At 60.0% G+C, this 22,959-nt stretch carries 27 protein-coding genes; 22 read left to right on the forward strand and 5 right to left on the reverse strand.

The features are described 5' to 3' along the window. Positions 1-40: 40 nt before the first annotated feature. The 6 genes from fabG (at position 41) to mltG (ending at position 5,397) form a co-directional block, all read left to right on the forward strand. Positions 41-778 (forward strand): 3-oxoacyl-[acyl-carrier-protein] reductase, encoded by a 738-nt coding sequence (fabG, locus tag AC2FEE_RS07780; RefSeq protein WP_496864200.1) that lies wholly within the window; start codon positions 41-43, stop codon positions 776-778. Positions 779-988: 210 nt separating this feature from the next. Next, positions 989-1,222 carry an acyl carrier protein gene (locus AC2FEE_RS07785; RefSeq protein ID WP_008756330.1) on the forward strand — a complete coding sequence of 78 codons (234 nt, stop codon included), beginning with the start codon at positions 989-991 and terminating at the stop codon, positions 1,220-1,222. Between the two features lie 141 nt (positions 1,223-1,363). Next, positions 1,364-1,903: a GNAT family N-acetyltransferase gene (locus tag AC2FEE_RS07790; RefSeq protein WP_496864202.1), complete on the forward strand. Its 540-nt coding sequence runs from the start codon at positions 1,364-1,366 to the stop codon at positions 1,901-1,903. Between the two features lie 120 nt (positions 1,904-2,023). Further along, positions 2,024-2,767, forward strand: a complete 744-nt coding sequence (locus tag AC2FEE_RS07795; RefSeq protein WP_496864204.1) for a 1-(5-phosphoribosyl)-5-[(5-phosphoribosylamino)methylideneamino]imidazole-4-carboxamide isomerase — start codon at positions 2,024-2,026, stop codon at positions 2,765-2,767. Between the two features lie 203 nt (positions 2,768-2,970). Continuing rightward, a complete protein-coding gene (gene fabF, locus AC2FEE_RS07800) occupies positions 2,971-4,236 on the forward strand; it encodes a beta-ketoacyl-ACP synthase II (protein WP_496864206.1) in 1,266 nt (421 codons plus the stop codon). Next, complete coding sequence (gene mltG, locus AC2FEE_RS07805; RefSeq protein ID WP_496864208.1) at positions 4,237-5,397, forward strand: endolytic transglycosylase MltG; 1,161 nt, start codon at positions 4,237-4,239, stop codon at positions 5,395-5,397. It abuts the gene before it with no gap. Between the two features lie 37 nt (positions 5,398-5,434). Here the strand turns inward: mltG and AC2FEE_RS07810 are convergent, their stop codons facing one another. The 4 genes from AC2FEE_RS07810 to AC2FEE_RS07825 all read right to left on the reverse strand — a co-directional run bounded on the left by AC2FEE_RS07810 (position 5,435) and on the right by AC2FEE_RS07825 (position 7,727). Next, a complete protein-coding gene (locus AC2FEE_RS07810) occupies positions 5,435-6,691 on the reverse strand; it encodes a DEAD/DEAH box helicase (RefSeq protein WP_496864209.1) in 1,257 nt (418 codons plus the stop codon). Between the two features lie 271 nt (positions 6,692-6,962). Beyond that, on the reverse strand, positions 6,963-7,205 hold the full coding sequence (locus AC2FEE_RS07815) for a hypothetical protein (protein WP_496864211.1): 243 nt from the start codon (positions 7,203-7,205) through the stop codon (positions 6,963-6,965). A 120-nt stretch (positions 7,206-7,325) separates the two neighbouring features. Beyond that, entirely contained in the window at positions 7,326-7,478 is a 153-nt protein-coding gene (locus AC2FEE_RS07820) for a hypothetical protein (RefSeq protein ID WP_496864213.1), read from the reverse strand. Between the two features lie 54 nt (positions 7,479-7,532). Beyond that, on the reverse strand, positions 7,533-7,727 hold the full coding sequence (locus AC2FEE_RS07825; RefSeq protein ID WP_496864215.1) for a hypothetical protein: 195 nt from the start codon (positions 7,725-7,727) through the stop codon (positions 7,533-7,535). Positions 7,728-8,250: 523 nt separating this feature from the next. Here AC2FEE_RS07825 and AC2FEE_RS07830 point away from each other — a divergent pair. Further along, the gene (locus tag AC2FEE_RS07830) at positions 8,251-9,621 is read left to right on the forward strand and encodes a DNA-packaging protein (protein WP_496864397.1); all 1,371 of its coding nucleotides are present in this window, start codon (positions 8,251-8,253) and stop codon (positions 9,619-9,621) included. Here AC2FEE_RS07830 and AC2FEE_RS07835 read toward each other — a convergent pair whose 3' ends face one another. Beyond that, complete coding sequence (locus tag AC2FEE_RS07835) at positions 9,622-10,470, reverse strand: SDR family NAD(P)-dependent oxidoreductase (protein ID WP_496864217.1); 849 nt, start codon at positions 10,468-10,470, stop codon at positions 9,622-9,624. A gap of 239 nt (positions 10,471-10,709) precedes the next feature. Here AC2FEE_RS07835 and AC2FEE_RS07840 point away from each other — a divergent pair, with 239 nt between their 5' ends. From AC2FEE_RS07840 to AC2FEE_RS07910, 15 genes are all read left to right on the forward strand, one after another. Continuing rightward, positions 10,710-11,882 (forward strand): phage portal protein, encoded by a 1,173-nt coding sequence (locus AC2FEE_RS07840; RefSeq protein WP_496864219.1) that lies wholly within the window; start codon positions 10,710-10,712, stop codon positions 11,880-11,882. Then, positions 11,875-12,093 carry a GTA head formation protein, RCAP_rcc01685 family gene (locus AC2FEE_RS07845; RefSeq protein WP_170724431.1) on the forward strand — a complete coding sequence of 73 codons (219 nt, stop codon included), beginning with the start codon at positions 11,875-11,877 and terminating at the stop codon, positions 12,091-12,093. The genes AC2FEE_RS07840 and AC2FEE_RS07845 overlap by 8 nt, the downstream gene beginning before the upstream one ends. A gap of 26 nt (positions 12,094-12,119) precedes the next feature. Next, entirely contained in the window at positions 12,120-12,665 is a 546-nt protein-coding gene (locus tag AC2FEE_RS07850; protein WP_496864221.1) for an HK97 family phage prohead protease, read from the forward strand. A 36-nt stretch (positions 12,666-12,701) separates the two neighbouring features. Further along, positions 12,702-13,880 (forward strand): phage major capsid protein, encoded by a 1,179-nt coding sequence (locus tag AC2FEE_RS07855; protein ID WP_496864223.1) that lies wholly within the window; start codon positions 12,702-12,704, stop codon positions 13,878-13,880. A 172-nt stretch (positions 13,881-14,052) separates the two neighbouring features. Next, positions 14,053-14,652: a head-tail connector protein gene (locus tag AC2FEE_RS07860; protein ID WP_496864225.1), complete on the forward strand. Its 600-nt coding sequence runs from the start codon at positions 14,053-14,055 to the stop codon at positions 14,650-14,652. Further along, positions 14,649-14,987: a phage head closure protein gene (locus AC2FEE_RS07865; RefSeq protein ID WP_496864227.1), complete on the forward strand. Its 339-nt coding sequence runs from the start codon at positions 14,649-14,651 to the stop codon at positions 14,985-14,987. The genes AC2FEE_RS07860 and AC2FEE_RS07865 overlap by 4 nt, the downstream gene beginning before the upstream one ends. Continuing rightward, the gene (locus tag AC2FEE_RS07870; protein ID WP_496864229.1) at positions 14,984-15,397 is read left to right on the forward strand and encodes a DUF3168 domain-containing protein; all 414 of its coding nucleotides are present in this window, start codon (positions 14,984-14,986) and stop codon (positions 15,395-15,397) included. The genes AC2FEE_RS07865 and AC2FEE_RS07870 overlap by 4 nt, the downstream gene beginning before the upstream one ends. A gap of 20 nt (positions 15,398-15,417) precedes the next feature. After that, positions 15,418-15,831, forward strand: a complete 414-nt coding sequence (locus AC2FEE_RS07875; RefSeq protein WP_224889277.1) for a phage major tail protein, TP901-1 family — start codon at positions 15,418-15,420, stop codon at positions 15,829-15,831. Positions 15,832-15,835: 4 nt separating this feature from the next. Then, positions 15,836-16,156, forward strand: coding sequence for a gene transfer agent family protein (locus AC2FEE_RS07880; protein ID WP_496864231.1), 321 nt, complete (start codon positions 15,836-15,838; stop codon positions 16,154-16,156). Next, positions 16,153-16,362, forward strand: a complete 210-nt coding sequence (locus tag AC2FEE_RS07885) for a rcc01693 family protein (RefSeq protein WP_496864233.1) — start codon at positions 16,153-16,155, stop codon at positions 16,360-16,362. The genes AC2FEE_RS07880 and AC2FEE_RS07885 overlap by 4 nt, the downstream gene beginning before the upstream one ends. Beyond that, positions 16,349-17,011, forward strand: a complete 663-nt coding sequence (locus AC2FEE_RS07890) for an RcGTA-type gene transfer agent tail tape measure protein (protein ID WP_496864235.1) — start codon at positions 16,349-16,351, stop codon at positions 17,009-17,011. The genes AC2FEE_RS07885 and AC2FEE_RS07890 overlap by 14 nt, the downstream gene beginning before the upstream one ends. Before the next feature lie 16 nt (positions 17,012-17,027). Continuing rightward, positions 17,028-17,660: a phage distal tail protein, Rcc01695 family gene (locus tag AC2FEE_RS07895; RefSeq protein ID WP_496864237.1), complete on the forward strand. Its 633-nt coding sequence runs from the start codon at positions 17,028-17,030 to the stop codon at positions 17,658-17,660. After that, positions 17,660-18,547 (forward strand): phage/gene transfer agent baseplate hub protein, encoded by an 888-nt coding sequence (locus AC2FEE_RS07900; protein WP_496864239.1) that lies wholly within the window; start codon positions 17,660-17,662, stop codon positions 18,545-18,547. The genes AC2FEE_RS07895 and AC2FEE_RS07900 overlap by 1 nt, the downstream gene beginning before the upstream one ends. After that, entirely contained in the window at positions 18,544-18,990 is a 447-nt protein-coding gene (locus AC2FEE_RS07905; RefSeq protein ID WP_496864241.1) for a C40 family peptidase, read from the forward strand. The genes AC2FEE_RS07900 and AC2FEE_RS07905 overlap by 4 nt, the downstream gene beginning before the upstream one ends. After that, positions 18,991-22,956, forward strand: a complete 3,966-nt coding sequence (locus AC2FEE_RS07910; RefSeq protein WP_496864243.1) for a baseplate multidomain protein megatron — start codon at positions 18,991-18,993, stop codon at positions 22,954-22,956. Positions 22,957-22,959: the final 3 nt, after the last annotated feature.

The following is a 22,959-nucleotide window of genomic DNA, read 5'->3' on the forward strand; positions in this document are numbered from 1 at the left end:
TTGAAAACGTCTCGTTGGGACGCACCAAGAGGGAAACCGAATGTTTGATTTGACAGGTAAGAACGCGCTGATCACCGGCGCTTCGGGTGGTATCGGGGGCGATATCGCGCGCGCACTGCACGCGGCGGGGGCCACTGTCGGGCTGTCTGGTACACGGATCGAGCCTCTGCAGGCGCTGGCGGACGAGTTGGGCGAGCGCGCCCATGTCCTGCCCTGTAACCTGAGCGACCCCGAAGCCGTCGCAGCGCTGCCGAAACAGGCGGCGGATGCGATGGGATCGGTCGACATTCTGGTCAACAACGCTGGCATCACGCGGGACAACCTGTTCATGCGGATGTCGGACGAGGAATGGCAGAGCGTGATCGACGTGAACCTGACCGCCACCGCCAAGCTGTGCAAAGGCGTGCTGCGCGGCATGATGAAGGCGCGCTGGGGGCGGATCGTGAATATCTCGTCCGTTGTGGGGGCAACCGGCAACCCGGGTCAGGTCAACTATGCCGCGTCCAAGGCGGGCATGGTCGGCATGACCAAGTCGCTGGCCTATGAGGTCGCAAGCCGCGGAATCACGGCCAATGCGGTGGCTCCGGGGTTCATCACTACGGCCATGACCGACAAGCTGACCGACGATCAGAAATCCGGCATCCTGACGCAGGTTCCGGCTGGCCGCATGGGCGAGCCATCGGAAATTGCTGCGGCAGTACTGTACCTTGCCAGTCCCGAAGCGGGGTATGTCACAGGAACAACCTTGCATGTGAATGGCGGTATGGCCATGTTGTGAGCGCAGACCGAGACAGGCGCGAAAGCGTTTGCCTCGGGCGTTGTCTGTGCTATAGGCGGCGCATGAATGCAGGGGTCGGCCAAACGGTCGGCCTTCTACTTTCCCGGTAATCGGGGACCCAAACCGCCCGGACCGGGCAAATCAAAGCCAGCCTGAGCGGGCAAGGGCTGAACCGGGCTTTAAGCCCTGAAAATGGAATGAGGAATAGACATGAGCGACGTCGCAGATCGCGTTAAAAAGATCGTTGTTGAGCACCTGGGTGTTGAAGAAGACAAAGTAGCCGAGAACGCTTCGTTCATCGACGATCTGGGTGCAGACAGCTTGGACACCGTTGAACTGGTCATGGCCTTCGAAGAAGAGTTCGGCATCGAAATCCCGGATGATGCAGCCGAAACCATCCAGACCTTTGGCGACGCCGTCAAATTCATCTCTGAAGCGTCCTAATTGCTTCGAAATCGTTAAAAACGGCGCTTCCGGGCAACGGAGGCGCCGTTTTTTTGTGCCTGACTGGATTTCGGACTTGTCAGGGTAAGGCTGCGTTCGCCACGATCACTCTGAGGCATAAAAACTTAGAGCGGGCAGGGCATGATACGATCCACCCCGACGATAAACACATCGCGCCTGATGCTTTGCGGCATGCGGCCCGAGGATTTCAACCGGTTCGCTGAGATATGGCGTAACCCTTGCATCGTGCGCCATATCGGCGGCAAGCCACGTTCGCGCGGTGAGGCGTGGGATTCGTTTCTGCGCAACGCGGGGCATTGGCAGATGGCCGGGTTCGGGCAATGGGCCGTGTTGCAGCAATCGAATCGGCAGATGATCGGTCAGGCGGGATTTTTCTATGGCAACCGTGCGCTAGGCGAAGATTTCGACAGTTTTCCCGAAGCCGGATGGATTCTTGTGCCCGAGGCGCAGGGTCAGGGGTTGGGGTTTGAGGCTGCCCAAGCCGCACATGACTGGTTTGACCGCATCATGCCTGGACCATTGGTAGCAATGGTAAATTCTGCGAATGCAATCTCGCAGAAGCTGGCCCAAAAGCTGGGTTACACAGTGATGCGTGAATGCGAATACAACGGCACTCCGGTTGTGTTGCTACGCCGGAACGGACCACCCGCTCGCATGTAGTCTCAACTTGGGTGCAATGCCGCAAAATGTCCTCAGTTTGCCGAAACTGGCGGCGTTGGAGATTATTCAATTCTGTATGATATACTGAATTGCAATGCGAATGAGCGGAGGAGCGTGCTCATGAGGATTTATCCAACTATGGAACTGCAGAACGGTCGGTGTGTGACACTGGAAAAAGGCCGTCTGGACGAAGCTATGATTTGGCACGTGGACCCTGTCGAAACTGCGCGTGGCTGGTCGGCCTCTGGTGCGGATTGGATGCAGTTGACAGACTTTGACGCGATCGAAGGCCGGGATACCAACGCCGAACTGATTGAAGAGATCATCCGTTCGTCTGAGATGTCGGTGCAACTGGCGGGCGGCATGCGTACCCGCGAGCAAGTCGAACATTGGATTGACAAAGGTGCAGGGCGTATCGTCCTGGGTACGCTTGCAGCTTGGGATCCGATCCTGGTCAAGGAACTTGCCAAGCTTTACCCGGATCAGATCGTTCTGGCCGTGGATGTGTGGCAAGGGCAGGTGATGACCGAAGGCTGGCGCAGCCAAAGTGCGTTTACCCCGGAAGCTTATATCGAGGCGTTCGCCGACACTCCGTTTGCCGCTATTCTGGTAACGGACATTGACAGTGACATGGAAGACGTCGAGGCGCAATTGGGCCTGATCTCTGGGCTGGCAGAGAAGTCCCGTACGCCGGTTATCGCCAGCGGTGTGGTACGTACTGCTGACGATATCTCTCGCTTGGCGTATATTCCCAACATTTCGGGTGCAATTGTCGGACGTGCACTATTCCGTAAATCGATTGATCTGGCCGAGGCACTGGAAACGGCGCAGGGCGCACACGAGCCAGTCGCTCAATTCCAGTAACGCGCTGACAAGAAGGAAACCGCCTGTCGTCCACTGCGGCGGCAGGCGGTTTTTGCATTCAGAACCGTTCTCGTGGTGGCGAGCGGCGTTTCATTCTGTTTCGGCAGGTTGATGCCGGAAGGGAATATACCGTTGCTCTTGCCCCCGGACCCCGGGCCGGGGTATGAGCGGTTCTCAAACAGGAAGCAGGCAAGAGGCATTTCATGCGCAGAGTCGTTGTAACCGGTCTGGGATTGGTCACTCCGTTGGCTAGCGGGGTCGAGGAAACCTGGTCGCGGCTGCTGGACGGAGAATCCGGTGCGGGCCCGATCACTCAGTTCGACGCTGAGGCAAGCGGGGTCACCACGACCTATGCCTGCGAAGTGCCGCGCGGAGACGGTACGAACGGAACGTTCAACCCCGACGACTGGCTGCCGCCGAAAGAGCAGCGCAAGATCGAAGACTTTATCCTTTATTCGATTGCCGCGGCTGAGATGGCCTGCAAGGACGCCGATTGGCTGCCCGAGGACGAAGATGCGCGTCTGCGCACCGGTGTTCTGATCGGTTCTGGCATTGGTGGTCTGGGGTCAATCGCAGACACGGCGAACCTGATCCGCGACAAAGGTCCGCGTCGAGTGTCGCCCTTCTTTATCCCCGGCGCACTCATCAATCTGGCCTCGGGTCAGGTCTCGATCCGTCACGGGTTCAAAGGACCAAACCACTCGGTCGTAACTGCGTGTTCGACCGGTGCGCACGCGATTGGCGACGCCAGCCGTATTATCCGTGCAGGTGACGCGGACGTGATGGTTGCAGGTGGTGGCGAGGGCTGCATTTGCGAGATTGGCATCGCAGGATTTAATGCTTGCAAGGCGCTGTCGACCAAGTACGCCGACGATCCGAAGAAAGCCAGCCGCCCCTATGACGTCGACCGTGACGGGTTCGTCATGGGCGAGGGCGCGGGCATAGTCGTGCTGGAAGACTACGAACACGCCAAGGCGCGCGGCGCAAAGATTTACGCCGAGGTTCTGGGCTATGGCATGTCCGGCGATGCCTATCACATCACCGCGCCGTCCGAGGATGGAGACGGTGCCGAGCGTTCGATGAAAGCCGCGCTGCGCAGTGCCGGGCTGGAGCCGAAAAATTTGGACTATATCAACGCGCATGGCACCTCGACCATGGCCGACACGATTGAACTGGGCGCGGTGGAGCGCCTGCTGGGCGACCATGCCAGCAACGCGACTATGACCTCGACCAAATCGGCCACCGGTCACTTGCTGGGTGCGGCTGGCGCGATTGAGGCAATCTTCTCGATCCTCGCGATCCGCGATCAGGTGGCTCCGCCGACGATCAATCTGGACAACCCGGCGATTGAAACTCCGATTGATCTGGCCCCGAATGCAAAGCGTGAGCGAGAGATCAATGTTGCCCTGTCGAATTCGTTCGGCTTTGGCGGCACCAACGCGAGCGTGATTTTCGGAAAGGTTAGCTAAATGTGGCGGGCTTTGGCATCGAACGCGCTGACCATCCTGGTGGTCGGCCTGTTCCTGATCGGCGGTCTGATCCTTTGGGGGCAGTCGCAGTACAAGTCCGAAGGCCCGCTGGAAACCGCGATGTGTCTGCAGGTTAAGCGCGGTTCGAACATGGATGAGGTGAGCCAGCAGCTTGAAGAGAGTGGCGCGATCAGCAACAGCATGATCTTCAGGATGGGAGCTGATTACACCGAAAAGTCCGCGCGCCTGAAGGCGGGCAGCTTTCTTGTCCGTGAAGGTGCGTCGATGGAGCATATCGTCGACGAAATCACCAAAAGCGGAGCGAGCACATGCGGGTCCGAGATTGAATACCGCATCGGAGTGACACGCGTTCAGACCCGTGTGCGCGAATTGGACCCGGCCACGCTGGAGTTCATCGAGATTGCCAATTTCGACGCCGGTGAAGACGAGGTGCCTGCTGAATTTGGTGAAAAGCGACAGGACCCTGACACTCGTTATCGGGTCTCAGTCGCCGAAGGCGTGACGTCGTGGCAAGTGGCCGAGGCGCTGAAGGGCATCGATGCGCTGACCGGTGAAGTGGCCGAGGTTCCGTCCGAAGGTACGCTGGCCCCGGACAGCTACGATGTGGTGCCTGGTGCTGACCGGACTGCCGTTTTGCAAGCGATGCAGGACAAGCAACAACTGCGGATCAACGCTGTCTGGGAAAGCCGTCAGGACGGTTTGCCGATCAGCAGCCCCGAAGAGATGCTGATCCTGGCCTCAATCATCGAGAAGGAGACTGGTGTTCCGCATGAGCGCGGGCAAGTGGCCAGTGTCTTTGTGAACCGGCTTGAGAAAGGTATGAAGCTGCAGACGGACCCGACGGTGATCTATGGTGTCACCAAAGGTCAGGGCGTTCTGGGTCGCGGTCTGCGCAGGAGCGAGCTTCGTCGGGCAACGCCATGGAATACTTATGTAATCGATGGTCTGCCGCCGACGCCAATTGCCAATCCGGGGCTTTCAAGCCTTGAGGCCGCCGTGGCGCCTGAAGATACCGACTACGTCTTCTTTGTTGCTGATGGAACAGGTGGGCATGCCTTTGCGGAAACTCTGGACGAGCACAACCGCAACGTTGCCAAATGGCGAGAGATCGAGGCGGAGCGAAATAGTTCGAGCAATTGAGATAAGGGCCGCGTCTAAGAACGCGGCCCTTTCTTTTTTACGCGGCGGGGCGTCGACGTGGACGGCGACGTTTGGACGGCGAGGGCTTTGACGCCTCGTTTGCCCCTTTTGGTCTGCGTCCACGGAATCCACCAGGCTTGCGCGATTTCTTGGGTTCAGAGAACTCGGGCATAGTGCCACTGGCGACCGGAATTTCGATCTTCATCAGTTTTTGAATCTGGAGCAGTTGATCCAGTTCATCGGGTGCGCAGAAAGCGATGCCTTCACCCTCACGTCCAGCACGGGCAGTACGGCCGATCCGGTGGACATAGTTGTCGGGTACCTCGGGCAGGTCATAGTTGATCACGTAGGAGACACCCGGAATGTCGATGCCGCGCGCGGCGACATCGGTAGCGACCAGCACGTTAACTTCTCTGGCGCGGAACGCCTTGATCGCGCGGTCGCGTTGACCCTGGCTCTTGTTTCCATGGATCGAAGCGGCATTGAACCCATCCGCCACAAGGCCTTTCATCAGTTTTTCGGCCCCGTGTTTTGTGCGGGCAAAGACCAGTGTAAGTGCATCCATGTCCGCCGACAGAATCTCGCGCAGCTTCCGTGGCTTTTCGGCCCGGTCGAGGAAATGGACAGACTGCGTGATCTTGTCTGCGGCCTTGCCCGGGGGCGAGACTTGCACCCGCTGGGGGTTTGTCAGATAGGACCGGCTGAGTTCCTCCATTAGCTTCGGCATCGTCGCCGAAAACAGCATGGTCTGGCGCGGCGTGCCCAAGGCGGGCTCGATTTTCCGCAGAGCGTGGATAAAGCCCATATCCAGCATTTGGTCAGCCTCATCCAGCACCAAATGACGGACCGAGCTGAGGTCGACGGCGCCACGCTCCATCAGGTCGATCAAGCGACCCGGCGTGGCGACCAGAATGTCGGTGCCACGCGACAGGAACGAAATCTGCTTGCCGATGGATTGGCCGCCAACCACGGTGGCCACGCGCAGTTTTGTTTTCTTGGTCAGGTTGCGCAGGCTTTCGGCGATCTGGTTCACCAATTCGCGGGTCGGCGCCAGGATCAGGGCCTTTACCATTTTCGGCGCAGGTTTGACCGGCTGAGCTAACAGATGGTCAATCAGCGGCAGTCCGAACGCAAGTGTTTTGCCAGTACCGGTTTGGGCCAGCCCGAGGATATCGTTGCCTTTCAGGGCCAGCGGTATTGCCTGATTCTGAATCGGCGTGGGTTGGGTAAAGTTTGCGCGTTGCAGCGCGTCATTCAGGGCCGGGGCAAGGCCCAGCATGTCGAAATCGAACAAGTATTATTCCTTTTTGATCCGGAACGGCTTTCCGCACAGGACACGAGTGTAAGGCCACGCCAACAGCGCGACCGGCAGGGTATATGCGAAGCCTCGGGGCATACGGGCGAGTCCCGTACGTCCGGCCGTCGCATCAAGAACCCTGCGTGAAGGGGAACTAGGGGATGTGTAGTGCGCTGTGGGGGGGCATTGCGGCCCAGAAACTCACGCGTCAGCGCTTGGTCTGCCGCACATGAGGCCTACGATTGGATTTGTCAAGCCTTGATGTAGGTCACTGACTGGTCGGGCCCAACTTGTCGAGTGCTTCGAGGAACTTAGCAAGTTCGCCCTCATGTATACCGAAATCGGTTTCCAGGTACGGGAAGCTGCGCGCGGTGACCTCGCTGTGGAACTTGGACAGTGCGTCGGCTCTTTCGTCGTGAATTTGCATGTGTAGTGTGCCGACAGTGCTGAAGGCACAGGCGTGTTTCGGCGTTTTTTTCTTCGCTGGCTTCACCGCAAAAATCTGAAACAAAGGAAAAGACCGCACCCGAGGCTTGATCGGAGTCCAGTGAGAAGGTGATTACATTGGTTTTGGTGTTCGCCGCTGCGAGAACCTCTTCCGCGAGGCATTCGACTTCGAAGGCAAAAGCACCTACGTCCGCCATCCATTTGCGGTTTCATAGTCTTTCATCGCCTCATCCGTCGTCCGTCCCCAGGCGCGCAGCCCGCCGCAATGGTTGCTGAAGGTGGGCATCAGACTGATGTGGCTTTGAACCGGAATGCCGTTCTTTGCCATTCGATCCATGGCGTCCAAGGAGCGCTACGTGTACTTCATGTCTGCCCCGTTCCGCATCGTCTCTTAAGCGTACGCCACGATTTCATCATCGGACCCGAATTGAGCCCAGGTCGAGCCTGCTCCGGTGAAATGGGTGGGCGCAATGCGGCGCACATCCGCCATGGACAATGTGCAGCCCGATCCCGCGAGCGCCTTCAAGTTAGCAACAGTGTAGTTGCGTTTGACCGGACTGCGGCGGCAGTCATAGATGCGTTTCATTTGGTCGCGTTCCTGATGGTTCCCTGTGTCTAAAACAGCGACCTGAAAGGCAGGCAATCCAGACGACTAGCGCGAAGTTGCTCAGGATTTCTTAACTTGGTGCGTACGTTGAGTGTTGCGCCCCCGTTGCGCAAATCATTGACTTTGCGCGCTTATTCCCGTATAAGTTGTGTCATGCTAGAAGAAGTGGGCAACGGCCCCGGGCCGACCCGGTGGCCGTTTTTCGTTTCTCTCGTGCGGAAAAACTCACGCATGAGGTCAAAAGCAAACATGACTTTGATTACCCCGGAAGAGCGGATGTCGCGGACGGCAGAACTTTTGCAGTCGCTCGAGGCATCCATTCGCGGTCTGCGACAAGCGGCGGAAGACCTGCGCAAGCAGATCGGAACCGGGGAGGATGCAGATCTTGCTGGTTCAGCCAGGCAGCTTGGTCAGCTGGAGGGGTTGATCCGAAGTTGCCAGAAAGTGGAGACAAGCCTTGTCGAACAACATCACAGACAAATCGGGATCGCCCAGGGGGGCTATGCACTCGACCTTGAACGCGCCCGGTCTGAGATCGGGTGCAGGCTGGCTCGCCTCCGCCGATGCTGCGGTGCGGGACAGATTTCTGAGTGAGATCGGGGAGGGGGGGCTGTGTGCCCTCCCTTTCCTGTTCGAATTCTGGGCGCTGCCGCACCAGTTGCCACCCGAGGGGGATTGGCGGGCTTGGGTGATCATGGGCGGGCGCGGTGCGGGAAAGACACGCGCCGGAGCCGAGTGGGTGCGGTCGATGGTCGAGGGGTCATTGCCGCTGGACAAGGGCGCGGCCTGTCGGGTGGCGCTGGTGGGCGAGACTTTCGATCAGGTGCGTGACGTGATGATCTTTGGCGACAGCGGGATATTGCAATGTTCGCCGCCGGATCGGCGGCCCGTGTGGAAGGCATCAGAACGGAAACTGGTCTGGCCTAACGGGGCCGAGGCGCAGGCGTTTTCGGCACATGATCCCGATGGGTTGCGCGGCCCTCAATTCGATGCTGCCTGGGTGGATGAGCTCGCGAAGTGGAAGAAAGCGGGTGAGACCTGGGACATGCTACAATTTGCGCTGCGGCTGGGGGAGCAACCTCGGGTCTGTGTGACAACGACGCCGCGAAATGTGAAGGTTCTGAAAGAGTTGCTGGGATCTCCGTCCACCGTGCAGACCCATGCGCCGACCGATGCGAACCGGGCCAATCTGGCGGACTCGTTTCTGGACGAGGTGCGTGCGCGATACGCAGGCACACGGCTGGGGCGGCAGGAGTTGGATGGTGTTCTGCTGTCGGATGCCGAAGGCGCTTTTTGGACAGGTTCGATGCTTGAGAATGCGCGCTGCGCGCAGGTACCTGAGCTGGACCGCATCGTGGTGGCACTGGACCCGGCGGTGACAGCGGGGTCGGATGCGGATGCCTGCGGGATCGTGGTTGTGGGTGCTCAGGTGCAGGGGCCGCCCGAGGAGTGGCGCGCCTATGTGCTGGCCGACCGGACGGTACAGGGCGTTGGCCCGGCGGGCTGGGCGCAGGCGGCGATTGACGCGATGGATGAGTTTAGGGGTGAACGGCTCGTGGCTGAGGTCAATCAGGGCGGGCAACTGGTGGAAGAGGTCGTGCGGCAGGTGGACCCTCTGGTGCCTTATCGGGCTGTACGGGCCTCACGCGGAAAGGTGGCCCGGGCCGAGCCTGTGGCGGCCTTGTACGAGCAGGGGCGCGTGGCCCATGTGGCCGGGCTGGACGCGTTGGAGGAGCAGATGTGCCAAATGACCGTGCGGGGGTTTCAGGGGCAGGGCTCACCCGACCGGGTCGATGCGCTGGTCTGGGCATTGCATGAGTTGGTTGTGGGGCCTGCGGGGGCGTATCGGCGGCCTAGGGTGCGGAGCCTTTAGTTATTGCTCACCAGTATTCTCGAATTTGGCAAACGCTTCAGCGTAATCGGGGTGCCAGCGAGAGAGTGGAGGGCGGTTTTTGGTGATGTCCTGAATAGCCCACTGTGCCCGGCGTCGGTCGCGTGTCTCGTCGACATCATTGTCCGGGCAAAGTATATAGAAATCACCATTGGCCATTCGACTGAATAAGTGATCAACCGTTTGTTCACTGGTCCACGCCGCGGGCGGTTTTTCCGGGAGGAAAGACGCAATCATACCAGTGTATGTAAAACCCGGCACAAACAAGTGAACAGAAATTGGTACCCCTGCTTCACGCAACTCATGAGCTAATTGTTCGCTGAGAACTTTGACCGCGGCCTTGGTGACATTGTAGCCGGGGTTACCCGGTGGTGTTGTAATACCCTGTTTCGAGCCGGTATTAATGACTACAGCAGGGCGGTTAGCTTCGATCATGCGAGGCATAAAGGCCTGCACGCCTCGCAGAACCCCGAAAAAATTCACCTGCAAAAGCCGCTGCCAGTTTTCCATTTCTGACCAAGCGGTTGTCGGCAGACTAATCCCCGCGTTGTTCATCAAAGCAGCAATTGGACCTATTTCATATGCGCGATCGGCAAGTTTGTTTATCTCTTCATCTGATGTCACATCAGTCGGTATGCCTTCAATAGGTGCGTCAGCGGACGCCAATTGGCGTGCTTCTTGAACTGTTGCTTCAAGTTGTGCTCCGGGTAGGTCTGCCAGAACGACACCCAGACCCGCCTGCGCAAACCGTAGTGCTGCAGCACGCCCGACCCCACTTGCCGCCCCGGTAACAACCGCGACGCCACCATTATTTACTGCGTCGTTGAACATACTGCTTTCCTTCCCGATCCATGAACCTGCGCAAATTGGAAATGGTCATCCAAAAATAACAAAGATTGCCTCAATAGAGTATCAGGCTCATCACTAATTCTGTCTACTATTCAGACCACAGATGATTTTGGGGTCGTGTGTTGCCCACCCTCCGCACGCCCCATTCCCAAGCCCTAAACTTCTTTCCGTCATAACTCCTTTCAACAAGCCGGGCAGAGCGGCGGCAGAAAGGAGCACAGATGGTATTCGATTTCTTGCGTCGTGGATCGGCTGGTGAGGCGCCCGAGGCGAAGGCAAGCGCGGCGGGGCCTGTGGTGGCGTGGCAGACGGGCGGGCGCGTGGCGTGGAGCCCTCGGGATGCGGTGTCGCTGACGCGGACGGGGTTTTCAGGGAATCCGGTGGGGTTTCGATCCGTAAAGTTGATTGCCGAGGCGGCTGCAGCTTTGCCTCTGGTCCTGCAGGACCGTGAACAACGCTATGACGTACACCCAATTCTGACGTTGATGCGCCGCCCCAACGCAGCGCAGGGGCGGGCCGAGTTGATGGAGGCTGTTTTCGCTCAGCTTCTGCTGTCGGGCAATGCCTATATTGAGGCGGTTCAGGCCGAAGACGGATTGCTTGTGGAGCTGCACGTTCTACGCTCGGACCGGATGAGCGTCGTGCCGGGTGCCGACGGATGGCCCAAGGCGTATGATTACGCGGTAGGGGGTAAAACCCATCGTTTTGCCGCCGATGCCATCTGCCACATCAAGTCCTTCCATCCGCAGGACGACCATTATGGGTTTTCGCCGATGCAGGCGGCCGCAATGGCGATCGACGTGCATAACAGCGCGTCTCGCTGGTCGAAATCGCTGCTGGACAATGCCGCGCGACCTTCGGGAGCGTTGGTCTGGAAGGGTGGCGACGGCCATGGAGTAATGGCCGAGGATCAGTTCCGCCGTCTTTCCGATGAGATCGAGCAGAATTATCGGGGCGCGCGCAATGCCGGGCGACCAATGGTTCTGGAAGGGGGGCTGGATTGGAAGCCGATGGGCTTTTCGCCCTCGGACATGGAGTTCCAGAAGACCAAGGAAGCCGCCGCCCGCGAGATCGCGCTGGCCTTTGGGGTCCCGCCGATGCTGCTGGGACTTCAGGGCGACGCGACCTATTCGAACTATCAGGAAGCCAACCGGGCGTTCTATCGCTTGACGGTTCTGCCCCTGGTGACGCGGGTGGTGGCGGCGGTGTCGGAATGGCTCTCGGGCCATACCGGTGAAGACCTGATGTTGAAACCTGATTTGGATCAGGTACCCGCACTGGCCGCCGAGCGGGATGCACAATGGGCGCGGGTCAGTCGGGCCGAGTTTCTGACGGATGGGGAAAAGCGGTCTCTGCTGGGCCTGCCGGCGCTGGCGGAGGGTACGGATGACTGAGGGATATCCGCCATTTGATTGTGCGCCGGGCCTGCGCCTGGCCGCGCATGAGCGGGTGGCCGAGATTCAGCACGCGCATCTGTGCCGTCGGCTGGATCAGATCGAAGAGATGATGGAGCGGTTGGAAAAGCGGTTGTGGCTGACGGTCTACGGTGTCGCGGCGGTGATCCTCGCGCAGGTTTTCCAATCGTTCCTTGCAGCCACGCCGTGAAATCAGAATCTTACGAGGAGGTGTTCATGGATTTGGAGCACAAGTTTGCACAGTTCGGAGACGGGCTCTCGGTATCCGAGGATGCGGTGATAGAAGGGTATGCCAGCCTGTTCGGGCAGGTCGATCACGGCAGCGACGTGGTGCAGAAAGGCGCCTATCGCAGCTCACTGGCCGGGCTGGAAAATGCGGGTCAACGGGTCAAGATGCTCTGGCAGCACGACCCGGTACAACCCATCGGTGTCTGGGATGAAGTGCGCGAAGACGACAAGGGTCTTTGGGTAAAGGGACGCCTGCTGGAAAGTACGCAGAAAGGCCGTGAGGCGGCGGAACTGATCCGAGCGGGTGCGATGGATGGCCTGTCGATCGGCTATCGCACCAAGCGGGCCGTGAAGAATGACAAGGGCCAGCGGCTCTTGACCGAACTGGAACTGTGGGAGGTGTCGCTGGTGACGTTCCCGATGTTGCCCAGTGCGCGGGTGGCGGCAAAGGGTTTTGAGCCCGACACCGACGAGACCCTGCGCAGTATTGCCGAGGTGTTCAAAACCGCCCGGCAAGAGCTGGCGCGGAACTAGCGCGCCTCAACCACCACCCAAGAAATGGAAGTGCTGATGAGCAAGACCGAAATGCCGGCCTTGACCGGAGAGGGTGCGCCCCTGGTTCAGGAGGTGAAGCGGGCGATGGCTGGCTTCGTACATGAATTCAAGGGCCTGAAGGCTGAAGTTAAAACCAAAATGCAACAGACAGAAGAGCGACTGACCATGCTGGATCGTAAATCAACCATCGCGGCGCGTCCGCGCCTTGCGGCCTCGATCGAGGACGGCGCACCACATCAGAAAGCCTTCGACGCCTATTTGCGTTCGGGCGAGGATGACGGCCTGCGCGGGCTCGAGATGGAGTCCAAATCGCTGTCCAGCGCGGTCAATAGCGATGGTGGCTATCTGGTCGATCCACAGACCGCTGAGATCATCAAGTCGGTGCTGAAATCCACCGCCTCGATCCGCTCGATTGCGTCGGTGGTGAATGTCGAGGCGAACTCCTTCGACGTACTGATCGACCACACCGATGTGGGCGCAGGCTGGGCCGATGAGAACGCCGCCGCGACCGAGACGGCGACCCCGTCCATCGACCGTGTTTCGATCTCGCTGCATGAACTGAGCGCACTGCCCAAAGCTTCGCAGCGCCTGCTGGACGACAGCGCGTTTGATGTCGAGGGCTGGCTGGCCGGTCGCATTGCCGACAAGTTCGCCCGCGCCGAGGCGTCGGCCTTTATCAACGGCGACGGTGCAGACAAGCCGAAGGGTATTCTGGATCACACCAAGGTCGACAACGACGTCTGGGCCTGGGGCAATATCGGTTACGTGCCGACCGGTATCGAGGGTGGCGTTGAAGCTGATGCGATTGTCGATGTGGTCTATGCGCTGGGCGCCCAGTACCGCGTGAACGGCACCTTCGTTATGAATTCGAAAACCGCAGGTCTGATCCGCAAGCTTAAAGACAGCGATGGCCGTTTCCTGTGGTCGGATGGTCTGGCCGCTGGTGAGCCTGCGCGTCTGATGGGCTATCCGGTTCTGATCGCCGAGGACATGCCGGATGCGGGCACCGACAGCTTCTCGATCGCTTTTGGCGACTTCCAGGCCGGTTACACAATTGCCGAGCGCCCCGATCTGCGCGTCCTGCGCGACCCGTTCAGCGCCAAACCGCATGTCCTTTTCTACGCGACCAAGCGTGTTGGCGGCGACGTGAGCGACTTTGCCGCGATCAAGCTGGTGAAATTCGGCACCGCATAAAGCGGGCTGAATCCTCGGGGGCTTCGGTTCCCCGGGGCGGCGGGCGCGGGTCGGGGTGAGATCCTCTGCGTTGTCTAGCTGCTCCCCTCCGTCCGAGCAACGTGGGGCGGCGCGTGCCCGTCAATTCCTGAAGTTACGGCCCCGGAGGGGTCCGAGATTGCGGAGTGAATGGATGATGTTGATCGAAGAAACCGCCATCGCGGATGCGGCGTTGCCGGTGGATCAGTTCAAGGCATATCTGCGGCTGGGAACGGGTTTCACCGAGGACAGCGTGCAGGATGAAGTGCTGAAAGGTTTTCTGCGGGCAGCGATTGCGGCGATTGAGGCGCGCACTGGCAAAGTGCTGATCGAGCGGGACTTCTCGTGGGGGCTGAATGGCTGGCGCGACACTGCGGGTGAGGTGTTGCCGGTGGCTCCGGTTACGGCGATCAGCGCGGTGACTGTGGCCGACGCCGCGGGTGCCGAAAAGGTTGTGGACAGTGGCCAGTATCGACTGGCCGAAGACAGCCAGCGCCCGCGTTTGCGTCCGGCGGGTCTGACCCTGCCGACCATTCCGACGGGTGGGTCGGTGAAGGTCGCCTTTACCGCCGGGATGGCTGCAGACTGGGGAGGACTGCCCGCGGATCTGGGGCAGGCAGTTCTGCTGCTGGCGGCGCACTACTACGAATACCGCGATGAGACTGCGCTGGGTGCAGGGTGTATGCCCTTTGGTGTGACCAGTCTGATCCAGCGGTACCGGGTCATTCGGTTCGGCTCCGGGGTGGCGCAATGAGGACGCCTCGGTTGAACAGAAAACTGGTGCTTGAGGCGCCGGTGCGAAGCGAGGACGGGGCGGGTGGCTACACTGAGACCTGGGCAGCCCTGGGTTCGGTCTGGGCCGAGGTCACCGCGCGCAGCGGTTCGGAACGGCAGATTGCGGGCGTTTCGGTCTCGAGGGTCGGTTACCGCATCGTGGTGCGCGGTGCGCCCGAGGGGTCTTCGATGCGCCCCTCCCCGGATCAGCGGTTCACCGAAGGCGCGCGCCGTTTCGTGATCCGTGCGGTCGCAGAGCGTGACCCGCGCGGTCAGTACCTGACCTGTTTTGCAGACGAAGAGGTGGCGGCATGAGTTACGGCGTTTCAGCCGCGTTGCAAGCGGCTGTGTTCCAGCGGCTTACGGGGGATTTGCAGGTCAGCACGTTGTCGGGTGGCGCAATCTATGACGCGGTTCCCGCAGGGTCGGTGCCGCAGACCTTTTTGACGCTGGGCCCGGAGGAGGTGCGTGATGCCTCGGACCAGTCGGGTGCGGGCGCAGTGCATCGTTTCACGGTGTCCGTCGTGTCCGAGGCTGCCGGGTTTGGCGCGGCCAAAACGCTGGCGGGCGCGGTGTGTGACGCACTTGAAGACGCGGCGCTGGCGCTGGACCGGGGTCGGTTGGTGGGGCTGTGGTTCGAACGCGCCTCGGCCCGGCGCACGGGAACGGGCGGCACGATCCGCCAGATCGACCTGAGATTCCGCGCCCGCGTGGAAGACGACTAAGCAATCAACGGAGAGAGCACATGGCTGCCCAGAACGGAAAAGACCTGTTGGTCAAAGTGGATATGAACGGCTCGGGCCTGTTCGAGACCATAGCGGGGCTGCGGGCCACGCGGGTCAGTTTTAACGCGGAAAGCGTGGATGTCACCAGCCTTGAAAGCCAGGGTGGCTGGCGCGAGTTGCTGTCGGGGGCAGGGGTTAAATCCGCTGCGATCTCGGGTTCGGGCGTGTTCAAGGATGCGGATACCGATGAACGCGCGCGACAGCTGTTCTTTGATGGTGAAACACCAAATTTTCAGGTGATCATTCCCGATTTCGGCATCGTCGAAGGCGCGTTTCAGGTGACGGGCATCGAGTATGCGGGCTCGCACAATGGTGAGGCGACCTATGAAATGAGCCTAGCCAGTGCTGGCGCTCTGGCCTTTACGGCGCTGTAAGCCGATGGCCAATCCGTGGACGGGCGAGGTGGCTTTGACCATCGATGGGGAGCGACGGGTGCTCAAGCTGACGCTGGGCGCTTTGGCGGAGTTGGAACAGGAACTTGGCACGGGTTCTTTGGTGGAGCTGGTGCGGCGGTTTGAATGTGGCGCCTATTCCAGCGGCGACGTGCTGGCGCTGATCGTGGCGGGGCTGCGGGGCGGTGGGGCTGATGTGGCCCGGGCCGACCTGCTGAGCGCCGAGATAGAGGGCGGCCCGATGGCGGGCGCGCGCGCAGCGGCCGAGCTGCTGGCGCGGGCCTTCATGATGCCGGAGCAGACATGAGTGGGTTTGACTGGTCCGCACTGATGCGGGCCGGGTTTACCGGCCTGAGCCTGACACCGGATCAGTTCTGGCGTCTGACCCCGGCCGAGCTACGGCTGATGCTGGGGCAGGGCGTGGGGATGCCGACAATGAACCGGGCGGGTCTGGACGCCTTGCTGGCGGCCTACCCGGACAAGACACAAGGAGAGCGTGATGACGGATCGTGACGGTTTGGACGACCTGCAGGAACAGGGCGAGGCGCTGGGCTACTCGCTGGGGGATGCGGCGTCGATGGCGGCGGCTTTCGACAACCAGATGAAACGGATCAGCGCGGCCTTTGAAGAGACCGGCAAGGATGTGGCCACGTTGGAACGCGGCATGTCCGGCGGGTTGCGCAAGGCTTTTGACGGTGTGGTGTTGGATGGGATGAACCTGTCGGATGCGTTGGATGTTTTGAAAAACTCGATGATTCGGACGGCTTATTCGGCCGCGATTCGACCAGTGACGGATCATTTTGGTGGAATGCTGGCCAACACGGTCGGAGGTCTGGTGCAGGGTATTCTGCCCTTTGCCGATGGCGGCAGCTTTTCTCAGGGACGGGTTATGCCTTTCGCCAATGGTGGCGTAATCAGCGGGCCGACCACGTTTCCGATGCGTGGTGGCACAGGGCTGATGGGTGAGGCCGGTCCCGAGGCCATCATGCCCTTGGCGCGCGGTTCGGATGGCAAGCTGGGCGTGCGCACCTCGGGCGGCGGACGCGGGGTGAACGTGGTGATGAACATCAAAACCCCCGACGTTCAGGGGTTCCGGCGCAGCCAGGGCCAGATTGCCGCTCAAATGAGTCGCGCCTTGGGCCGCGGCAATCGCAACAGGTAACACGAGGGAGTAGGTGATGAATTTCCACGAAGTCAGATTTCCCGCCAGCCTGAGTTTTGGCTCGGTTGGCGGCCCTGAACGGCGCACCGATATCGTGACGCTGGCCAACGGGTTCGAAGAGCGCAACACGCCCTGGGCGCATTCCCGGCGGCGCTATGATGCCGGGCTGGGGATGCGATCGTTAGACGATATCGAAACGCTGGTGTCTTTTTTCGAGGCGCGTCAGGGACAAATGTTCGGATTTCGTTGGAAAGACTGGTCCGATTACAAGTCCGGGGCCGCTACGGCAGACGTATGCCAGGACGATCAGGTCATTGCGCGCGGCGATGGCACGACAAGCGAGTTTCAATTGGTAAAGACCTACAGTTCCGGCGGCTTCGGCTACGTCCGTCCGATCGTCAAACCCGTACTCGGCACGATCAAGATCGGCCTCGAGCAGGACCAGATGCGCGAAGGAGTAGATTTCGAAGTAGATCTGGTCACTGGCAGGATCGTGTTTTCCGCCCCGCCGCCCGAGCAGGTGGAAATCACTGCCGGGTTCGAGTTCGACGTTCCGGTCCGTTTCGATACCGACAGGATTCAGACCAGCGTGGCCAGCTTTCAGGCTGGCGACGTGCCCAATGTTCCTGTTGTCGAGGTACGTGTTTGATGAGTGGCGATAAGCAAGGACTGCAGACCCATCTGCAAAGCGGTCTGACCACGACCTGCCGGTGTTGGTCTATCCGGCGTCCGGACGGGCAAGAATACGGCTTTACCGACCACGACATGGAGTTGTGCTTTGACAGCATGACGTTCAAGGCCAGCACCGGCCTGACAGCCACGGCAATCGAGCAGGCGACAGGGTTGTCCATCGACAATTCCGAAGCCATGGGCGCTTTGTCCGATGCCGCCGTCACTGAAGAGGATATTGAATCTGGCCGGTTCGACGGGGCCGAGGTGCGTGCTTGGCTGGTCAATTGGGCTGCGCCCGAGCAGCGAACGCTGCAGTTCAGGGGCTCGATCGGAGAGATGCGTCGTGCGGGGGGAGCGTTTCACGCCGAATTGCGGGGCCTCACGGATTTGCTCAACCAACCCATGGGCAGGATCTACCAGAAACCTTGCACGGCAGTTCTTGGCGACAACGCCTGCAGATTCAACCTCGGCATTTCGGGTTTCCGGGCCGAGGCCGAAATTGTGAGTGTAACCGCTGGCTGTGCCGTGCTGCTGAAAGGTGCAGGCGGATGGGACACAGGTTGGTTCAAACGTGGCAGATTGGATGTAGTGTCGGGACGGGCGGCCGGTCTCTGGGACTCGATCAAGCAGGATGAGCAGACCACAGGCGGGCGCAATGTCTCGTTGTGGTCCGGGATCATCGGAGGCCTGGCTGTCGGAGACCGGGTTCGGCTGACGGCCGGATGCGACAAAAGCATGAATACCTGCCGCCTTAAATTCAATAATGTGCTGAACTTTCAGGGTTTTCCAGATCTTCCCGGTGAGGATTGGATGATGGCCGTACCAAAGCAAGGCAACCCGAATACCGGGGGAAGCAGACGATGAGCACGCACAGGCACGACATTGTGGATGAGGCGCGCAGTTGGCTGGGGACTCCGTATGTGCATCAGGCGTCGGTCAAGGGAGCGGGCGCGGATTGTCTGGGTTTGCTGCGGGGCGTGTGGCGCTCGCTGCATGGGCATGAGCCGGAAGCAGTTCCAACCTACAGCATGGACTGGTCCGAACCTCAGGGAAAGGAACGCATGTGGTCCGCAGCCCGCCGCCACCTGATCGAAAAGTTCCCAGGCGATACGGTCGCGGGTGACGTCCTGTTGTTCCGGATGCGTGATGGATGCGTGGCCAAACACGTTGGCATCGTCAGCGCGACAGGGGCCGTGCCGCGGTTCATTCACGCTTATTCCGGATATGGCGTCGTCGAAAATACGCTGAGCGACCCATGGCGTCGCCGGGTCGTCGCCTGTTTTGAATTCCCGCTGGAGGTAAAGTGAATGGCTACAATAGTTCTGTCCGCAGCAGGAGCCGCGATCGGCGGAGCGGTTGGCGGCACCGTTGCGGGGCTTTCAACGGCTGTTATCGGCCGAGCAGTGGGGGCAACGCTTGGGCGGGTCATCGATCAAAGGCTGATGAGCCAATCGGTCATGGGTGGCGGCAGTGAAGTTGTAGAAACCGGGCGTCTAGATCGGTTTCGCCTGACAGAAACCGGAGAAGGCGCTCCGGTCGCCACGATTTTCGGACGTATGCGTGTGGGCGGTCAAGTCATTTGGGCGTCGGATTTTCTGGAAACCAGAAGCACAAGTACAACTACGCAATCCGGTGGCGGTGGCGGCAAAGGCTCACCCAAAGCGCCCGAGGTCACGACGACTACGCACAGCTACAGCTATTCGATTTCTTTGGCCATCGCGGTTGGCGCTGGTTGGATTTCAGATGTTGCGCGCATTTGGGCAGACGGCGAAGAACTTGAGCGCGCAAGTCTGAACATGCGCATCTACCACGGGGGCGAACATCAATTGCCTGACCCCCTAATCGAGGCCATCGAAGGCGCGGGCAATGTTCCGGCTTACCGTGGTACGGCATACGTGGTGATTGAAGACTTGCAGCTGGCGTCCTTCGGTAACCGGGTGCCGCAGTTTTCTTTCGAAGTTGTGCGGCAGGAACAACCGGGATTGCCGGACACACCGGATGCAATATCGAAGACGATCCGGGGTGTTGCGCTGATGCCTGGCACCGGTGAATACGCTTTGGCCAGCGAACAGGTCAACTATACCAAGGGCAGGGGGCAAAGCTGGGCCGCGAATGTGAATTCTGCCTCGGGCGTGTCGGATCTTGTAACCGCCACCCGATCCCTGCAAACAGAGCTGCGTTCCTGCGATGCGGCTTCGTTGATAGTGTCCTGGTTTGGGAACGATCTGCGGTGTGGAACCTGTCAATTGCAGCCGAAGGTTCTGCATAAGGACATTGAAGGCGAGAATATGCCTTGGCACGTGGCTGGCGTGGATCGCAACGTCGCACAGCAGGTCCGACACAAGGATGGCCTGCCGGTCTATGGCGCAACACCCGCCGATCTGTCGGTGGTTCAAGCGATCCGGCATCTGAAAGGCATTGGCAAGCGTGTCATGTTCTATCCGTTCATTCTGATGGACCAGCTTGTAGACAACAGCCTGCCAGATCCATGGTCTGACGCAGGCCACCAGCCACATCTGCCGTGGCGCGGCCGGATCACGTTGAGCGAAGCTCCGGGGCGTGCTGGGTCGCCGAATCAGACAGCCGCGGCAGACGCGCAAGTGGCCGCGTTCTTTGGATACGCGCAGGCCGATAACTTTGTCGTCGGTGACGGTGTCGTGTCCTATACCGGACCGCAGGAATGGGGCTTGCGACGGTTCATTCTGCACTACGCGGCCCTGTGCAAGGCCGCCGGTGGCGTGGACTCATTCTGCATCTCGTCCGAGATGCGCGGCCTGACGCAGATCCGAGGGTTTTCCGGTTTTCCGGCCGTGGTGCAATTGCGTGCGTTAGCCGCAGAGGTCCGTGCGATCTTGGGGCCGGAAACCAAAATCGGTTACGCGGCGGATTGGAGCGAGTATTTCGGCTATCAACCCAATGATGGATCGGGGGACCGCTACTTTCATCTGGACCCGCTGTGGGCCGACGACAACATCGATTTCGTTGGTATCGATAACTATATGCCGCTGTCTGACTGGCGTGACGGCGTGGACCATCTGGATGCTCAGGCCGGGGCCGATGCGATCTATGACCTCGACTACCTTCGCGGCAATATCGAAGGCGGCGAGGGCTATGACTGGTACTACGCCTCACCGGAAGAGGCCGAAGCCCAGATCCGGGCACCAATCACAGATGAGGATCATGATGAGCCGTGGATCTGGCGGTACAAGGACCTGCGCAACTGGTGGTCAAACCGGCATCACGAGCGGATCGGAGGTGCTCGGCAAACGAACCCGACGGACTGGGTGCCCGGATCCAAGCCGATCTGGTTCACCGAACTTGGTTGCGCGGCCATTGACAAAGGGACCAACCAACCGAACAAGTTTCTTGATCCCAAATCCTCGGAATCCAGCCTGCCGAAATACTCCAATGGTCTGCGTGACGACTTCATGCAGGTGCAATACCTGAAGGCGATGTTGGGCTATTGGTCCGATCCGGCGATCAATCCGATTTCCGACGATTACGGTGGCCCGATGGTGGACATGGCAAACGCTTATGTTTGGGCCTGGGACGCACGCCCCTTTCCCACCTTTCCAAACCTGCGGAGCCAGTGGAGTGACGGGGTGAATTACCCCCGTGGTCACTGGCTAAACGGGCGGTCGGGAACGCGGACGCTGGCTTCGGTCGTCACGGAAATCTGTTACGGGGCAGGAGTGACGCATATTGATGTATCGCGCCTGTATGGTGTGGTTCGGGGATACGCGATTGAGGATGTGACAAGTGCACGAGCAGCGCTGCAGCCGCTGATGCTGCGCTATGGTTTCGACGCGATCGAACGGGACGGTGTGTTGCTGTTTGAAATGCGCGATGGTCGCAGAGCGATTGAATTGGACAGTGGTCTGCTAGCCGACAGCGCGGACATTGAAGGTCGTATCGAGTACCGCCGTGAGGCCGAGGCCGAATTGACGGGCCGTGTACGATTGCGGTTCGTACAATCGGATGCGGACCATGACGTCGTGTCAGAAGAGGCCGTTCTGCCGGATTCCAACACTCATTCGGTGTCGGTGAACGAGGTGCCTCTGTCGCTGACACGCGCCGAAGGCCGCCAGACCGCCGAACGCTGGTTGAGCGAAGCGCGCATCTCGCGCGAGACGGCCCGGTTTGCGTTACCGCCGTCATTGCTGCATCTGGGTGCGGGTGACGTCGTCACTCTGACCAAAGATGGACAGGGTGCGCGGTACCGCATCGACCGTCTGGAGCAAGCCGACCTGCAACTGGCAGAGGCGGTGCGGATTAAACCCGGTGTTTACGCGCCGTCTGACCTGCCGGATGACGAGGTATCCGCAAAGCCCTTTATCGCGCCGGTTCCTGTTTTGCCCGTATTTATGGACTTGCCTCTGATCTCGGGATCGGAAGCACCGCACGCCCCGTATCTGGCCGCTTCGGCAAACCCCTGGCCTGGCAGCGTTGCCGTCTACTCGGCGGCCAGTGACGAAGACTACGGATTGCAAGAGGTCATCTCAGGGCAGGCGGTCATCGGGTTCACCGAAACGCCGCTCAGGCGGGCAAGTGCCGGCATCTGGGACGAAGGTGCGCCACTGCGTGTCAATCTGGTCGATGGCTTGCTGGAATCGCGCCCGCGTGACGCTCTGTTGAGCGGTGCCAATCTGGCTGCAATCGGCGATGGCACATCAGGCAACTGGGAGGTTTTCCAGTTCGCTGACGCCGCCTTGCAGGAGGCAGGCATCTATACCTTGTCCGGGCGATTACGCGGCCAGTTGGGAACAGATGCAGCCATGCCCGATACCTGGCCCGTAGGATCGATATTCGTCTTGCTGGATCAACGGGTCTATCAGACCAGCCTGCTGCGGTCCGAGCGACGGGTGTCAAAGCACTATCGAATCGGCCCGGCGACGCGAGGGTATGACGACCCGTCCTTTGTGCATATTGTCGAGGCCTTCGATGGCAACGGGTTGCGCCCCTATGCACCGGCGCATCTCAGGGCGGTTCGCTCAGGCATAGGTGACCAGGTGTCATGGATACGCCGCACCCGGCTGGACGGGGACGATTGGGCAGGTCTGGACGTGCCGCTGGCAGAAGAAAGCGAATCCTACCTTGTTCAAATTCGCGTCAACGGCACGCTTATGCGGGAAAAGGTTGTGAGCGAACCTTCGTGGTTCTACTCGATCGCAGCTCAAGCGGCGGATGGAGTCAGCGGGGCCTATGAGGTCCAGGTGGCTCAGGTCTCGGCCAGCTATGGTCCGGGCCTGATCACCAACCTGACAGTCAGGTGATCC

This window comes from Ruegeria sp. YTSC199, assembly GCF_059609725.1.